This is a genomic window from Halomonas sp. (assembly GCF_052095695.1).
Lineage (GTDB): Bacteria > Pseudomonadota > Gammaproteobacteria > Pseudomonadales > Halomonadaceae > Vreelandella.
The window spans coordinates 1-5,149 of the sequence record NZ_JBQDLQ010000144.1 but is presented as its reverse complement, the minus strand read 5'-3'; the positions used below and the strand labels follow the sequence as shown (position 1 = coordinate 5,149).

Below are 5,149 nucleotides of genomic sequence, written 5' to 3'. Positions count from 1 at the left end.
CTGCCATTGTGTTGCTCTCCACTTGTGATTTTTAAGGTTGGGAAAGTTCACGAGAAATAGCGTGTAATCCATCAAGGTAATCGTACGTCGAAAACTACTCAGTTTTAGGGCTGACGAACTGATATTTTTTAGTAAGTCAGCTTATTGTCAAGAAGACAAAGTTGAGTGAGTTAGTAACGTGCGATTACCCTGCATGGCTCAGTGCTAATAGTGGCTAATAAATGCAAAAAAATAAATCCCAGACTTTGGTATCAATGTGCAGCTAGATATCGATGGGTGATGTGCATGTTCTTGAAAATAAGAATTTTTAACCGCTATTTGAGCGAAGTTGGTCGGCGTTCTGAGAACTATAGGACGATAGTCTAGTAGGTAAGTAAGTGGTGCGTTATTGGCTGCTTTAAATAAATACTTTGTTTTTAGTCTAATGCTGATAGAAACATATCAATACTTTGGTCGCGTCGCTAAAGTCGCTTCGACTTTAGCGTGATAGCTAAAGGTATAACAACCTTCTGCTTGCCTATTGGGAAGTGAATCCTTTATACCCGTATAGCGCGTTTCAAATAATAACAGCGGGTTTTTTATCGCGTAGAAGTAAGGATTGACTACCTCGGGTCAGCGCTGAGCGTTATGCCACGTTTTTTAGCCCACCTTTTAGTTGAATGAGGTCATGCACAATGGTTGAGGTGGACTTATCCCAACTGCCGTTTACGCTTCTTGATGATGAAGGACGTGACCACATTCGCCGTGGCATTGATCTCGCCTATTTTGATCGCGACGAAATTATTTTAGAGACAGGCCAAGTGGGTGAGTTTGTTTTCCTAATCCATAAAGGGGAAGTGGCTGAAATAGATGCCACCCTTCCATCGACTACCTCGCGTATCGGCCACTACACGCCAGGCGATATATTTGGCGCGATCAGTATTTTGAACGGTAAAAGCCGCTATCGCTTTAAGGCCGAGCAGGAGTGCTTTTGCTATTTATTGCCCAAAGCGCTGTTTCAGCAGCTTTGCCATCGCTACCCAGCCTTTAATGACTTCTTTCGTCAATCGTTGACCCACAAGGCGCGCTTGCTGACTGAAAAGCGCGCCGGAGGGGGCGTCGCCATGGCGGGTTTCATGCTGGCTAAGGTCAGCGAGTGCATGCGCGAGCCGCTGCTGGTTGCAGCATCTACCGATATTGCTAGTGCCGTGAAGCAGCTTAACGATAGCCATGCCGATAGCCTGCTGGTGGACACCCAGGGTACGCTGGGAATGGTGACTAAAACCGATCTGCTCAATGGCTTGGTACTGGGTAGTTGCGATGTGACATCGCCGCTTAATGAGATTGCCCGCTTCAATTTAGTGACCGTTGAGCCGGGTCAGTACTTGTTTGAAGTATTGGTGCTAATGACACGGTATCAAGTAGCCCGAGTAGTGGTGATGGAAAACAGCGTTTTAACCGGCGTTGTCGAACTTACCGATGTACTTAGCTACTTTTCAAGCCGCAGTTTTGTTGTGAGCCTGCAGGTTGAACAGGCGACCAGCTTGGCGGCGCTGGCGGCGGCTAGCCAGCGCACTCCAGAGCTTGTTAAGGCGCTCATGGCTCAGGGCGTTAAACTGCGTTTTGCGATGGATCTACTCGCTGCGTTAAACGGCCGCATCATAAGTAAAGCCTGGGAGTTTATCGTCGACGAGCGATATCGTGAGCATAGCTGCATGATGGTGATGGGTAGCGAAGGGCGCGGCGAGCAAGTTCTGAAAACGGATCAAGATAACGGGCTTATTCTTGCTGATGATGTCCAGTGGCCTGATCTTTCAGCCGATATGAAAAGGCTTACTAGCAGCTTGGTTCAGCTCGGTTACCCGACATGTCCCGGCAATATTATGGTGTCTAATGCTGAGTGGGTGGGCACCGTATCGCAGTGGAAAGCCAGTATTGCAAAGTGGGCCCGTGAGCGCGATGGCGATAGCCTGATGAAGCTGGCGATTATGCTTGATGCTCACGCCGTCGCGGGCAATCCAGGTCTACTTGAAAGCGTCAGAGAAGAGCTGTTTGCACGTTGTTCAAATGACGAGCTGTTGCTGTCCTATTTTGCCCGTACGGCGCTGCGCTTCTCAACGCCCTTGACTCTATTTGGCTCGTTAAAAAAGCCTCAGCACGGTATCGATATTAAAAAGGGCGGTATTTTTCCTATTGTTCACGGTGTGCGCACCATGGCACTTGAGCGGCGTATCAACGCGACCTCGACGCTAGACCGACTTGATGCTTTGGCTTCAGATGGTCGCTTGGATCGTCGCTTTGCTGAGGATCTCGGAGAGGCGCTATCGCTGTTTGCCGAGCTGCGTCTTAAGCAGCAGCTTGATGCGTTAGAAGCGGTGAGTGACCAAAGAACGCTTCACGGAGCTCAAGAGGCAAGCCGAGCTAATCGTGTCGTGGTGCAATCGCTTTCATCACTAGAGCGCGACCTACTGCGTCAGGCGCTGCACATTGTTAAAGACTTTAAACAGCGTCTTTCGCATCGTTATCATTTGGAGTATTCGTGAGTGGAATATGGCTGCTAGACCGGCACGTGGCGCTGTTTAGCGGCTCGCTACGCACGTTGCTGCGTCGTGAAAGCGACCGGAGGCGTTGTGCTGGCTCCCCTTACGCCTGGCTATTTCAACCCTACATGGGAGAAGAGCTGGTGGCGCTCACCTGTTGTGTAACGCCAACAGGGTCATCACCGGTCATTAGCTTGGCGGCTATCGTGTTTAATCAGCAACGGATACTGACCAGCCAGGCCTTTGTGCTGACGTTAGGCACGCCGGGCCAGGCTGATAATGCGTCGCTGCGCCGCCATCGCCTGCTGTGGCAAGCAGGTGAGATAACGGCGCCAAGCAGCGGTAACTTAAGTGCGTTAGTGGAGTTCATCGGTAATCGCCCCGTTGTGGGCTGGCAGTTGGATCAGCGAATTGGAGCGCTCAATGCGCTGCTAAGCGCGCGCCTAAACTTTGAGCTGCCTAATGCCCAGGTCGATGTGGCGAAATTACACCAGCGCCAGCTACGGCGCGTGCATCCTGAGGTTGACGCGCCAAGCAGCTTTGCCCAGGCGCTGGCCTGCTGGCAGGTGCCCGCAATGGGGGCTGCCCAAGGCATATTAGGTGAGGCCACGGCTAGCGCACTGCTGTACATGCGCCTGCAGCGCGTTATGGCAGAGGCTATTTAGACAAGGGTTGGCGCCGAGCGGCGAGGTTGAATGTTGGGTCAATGCAGCGAGTGTTGCTAGAATGGCAGCTGCTTTTCATTTTCAGCATCTTTCACCCTCGGTAGTGCCTATACCATGCAATCTCTTCATCATTTTGATCCTCATCTTTCCTCGGCTCACGTTAATCCTGCGCAGGGCGCCTCAGAGGATTTTGCTGGCGCCAAGAAAAAGCGCGAATTTAACAAACTGCAAAAGCGTTTACGCCGAGAAGTGGGCAATGCGATTATTGATTATCAAATGATCAATGAGGGTGACCGCATAATGGTGTGCCTGTCTGGTGGTAAAGACAGTTACACCATGCTGGAAATTTTGCGCAATTTACAGCGCAGCGCGCCGATCAATTTTTCGCTGATAGCGGTCAACTTAGATCAAAAGCAGCCGGGTTTTCCTGAGCACGTGCTGCCTGCCTATCTGGATAAGCAAGGCGTGGAGTATCACATTGTGGAGCGTGATACCTACTCGGTGGTGAAGGAGAAAACGCCCGAAGGTAAAACCACCTGCGCACTGTGTTCACGCCTACGGCGTGGTTCGCTGTATGGTTTTGCTGAAGAGATTGGGGCCAATAAGATTGCTTTAGGGCATCACCGCGAAGATATTCTTGAGACGCTTTTTCTGAATATGTTTTTCGGCGGCAGCTTGAAGGCAATGCCCCCTAAGCTCCTGTCCGATGACGGTAAAAACATGGTCATTCGGCCGCTGGCCTACTGCAAAGAAGCCGATATTGCTGAATTCTCGCGACTAATGGAATTCCCGATTATCCCCTGCAATTTGTGTGGCTCTCAGCCCAATATGCAGCGCCAAGTGGTCAAAGAAATGCTCGCCGAATGGGATGAGAAATTCCCCGGCCGCCTGGAAAGCATGTTCAAAGCCGTTACCAACATTGCGCCATCACAGTTGGCAGACCGCAGCCTTTTCAATTTCGAAGGCTTAGAGGCCAAGCAAGCGGAGTTGATGGCGGGGCGTATCCAGGCCTTTAACGTTGGCTAGCCTAATTGAATAGCTAGGAGCCGTGCGTGTCACACTATGCGTTATCTGGATATAACACGGTACGCCCTGAGGCTTTGAGCGACGCGTTTCGCCGCCAGCCAGCGGGGCGTTTTTTGGTGCAAGATAGGGGGCCGCTCTCAGTACATGGCGAGGCCAAGGTAGGGCGATTACTGTTTGCCCACGGGGCGGGGGCCGGCCAGCAGTCAGCGTTCATGCAGCAATTTGTCACTTCTTTGGCCCAGCAGGGAGTGCAAGTGCTGTGTATCGACTTTCCGTATATGCAGCAGATGCAAGAGTCGGGTAAGCGCCGACCGCCTCCGCCAATTGCCCAAACACTTGTGCAGTTGACTGAGTGGCATGCATTGCTCAGCCCACTGTCGGCGCTTCCTTTGTGGGTCGGGGGGAAATCAATGGGAGGGCGTGTGGCAACGCTGCTAGCGAGCCAGCAGGCATGTCCTGGGGTCGTGGTGGCTGGCTATCCGTTTCATCCGCCTAAAGCGCCTGACAAGCTTCGACTGGACCACTGGCCAGCCATTGAGTGCCCTTTGCTTGTTTTACAAGGCGAGAGAGACCCGTTCGGCACCCGCAATGACGTCGCAAGCTATGATTTGCCAGCCAATGCCCACCTCGCATGGCTAGAAGATGGCGACCATGATTTCAGGCCTCGCCGCTCTTCTGGCCAAACGCATAAGGTTTTGATTGACGAAGCGACCCAAATTGCGGCATCCTTCGTCCGCGCTTACGGCTAAGGCTTCACAGAAGCAGAGCAGCACGCGGGTTTAAAGCATCGTTTTAAGAACAGTTTTAAACGTAGCATGTTGACATTGAACAAGTCTTCTGTAGAATTCAGCGCCACGTGTCCAGCGGGTGGTTAGCTCAGTTGGTAGAGCACCAGCCTTACAAGCTGGGGGTCACTGGTTCGAACCCAGTACCACCCAC

Annotated in this window: 4 protein-coding genes and 1 tRNA gene; all 5 read left to right on the top strand. The window is 51.9% G+C overall.

The window, feature by feature from the left end:
* Positions 1–674 precede the first annotated feature (674 nt).
* Complete coding sequence (locus tag ACTH5D_RS17220; protein ID WP_096278256.1) at positions 675–2,522, top strand: DUF294 nucleotidyltransferase-like domain-containing protein; 1,848 nt, start codon at positions 675–677, stop codon at positions 2,520–2,522.
* Complete coding sequence (locus ACTH5D_RS17215; protein WP_255249090.1) at positions 2,519–3,184, top strand: DNA polymerase III subunit epsilon; 666 nt, start codon at positions 2,519–2,521, stop codon at positions 3,182–3,184. Before ACTH5D_RS17220 ends, ACTH5D_RS17215 begins: the two co-directional genes overlap by 4 nt.
* 114 nt (positions 3,185–3,298) lie before the next feature.
* Complete coding sequence (gene ttcA, locus ACTH5D_RS17210; protein WP_096278258.1) at positions 3,299–4,210, top strand: tRNA 2-thiocytidine(32) synthetase TtcA; 912 nt, start codon at positions 3,299–3,301, stop codon at positions 4,208–4,210.
* Between the two features lie 26 nt (positions 4,211–4,236).
* Positions 4,237–4,959: an alpha/beta fold hydrolase gene (locus ACTH5D_RS17205; protein WP_096278260.1), complete on the top strand. Its 723-nt coding sequence runs from the start codon at positions 4,237–4,239 to the stop codon at positions 4,957–4,959.
* A 116-nt stretch (positions 4,960–5,075) separates the two neighbouring features.
* Positions 5,076–5,148: transfer RNA gene (locus ACTH5D_RS17200), tRNA-Val, on the top strand.
* The last annotated feature ends 1 nt before the right edge of the window (position 5,149 follow it).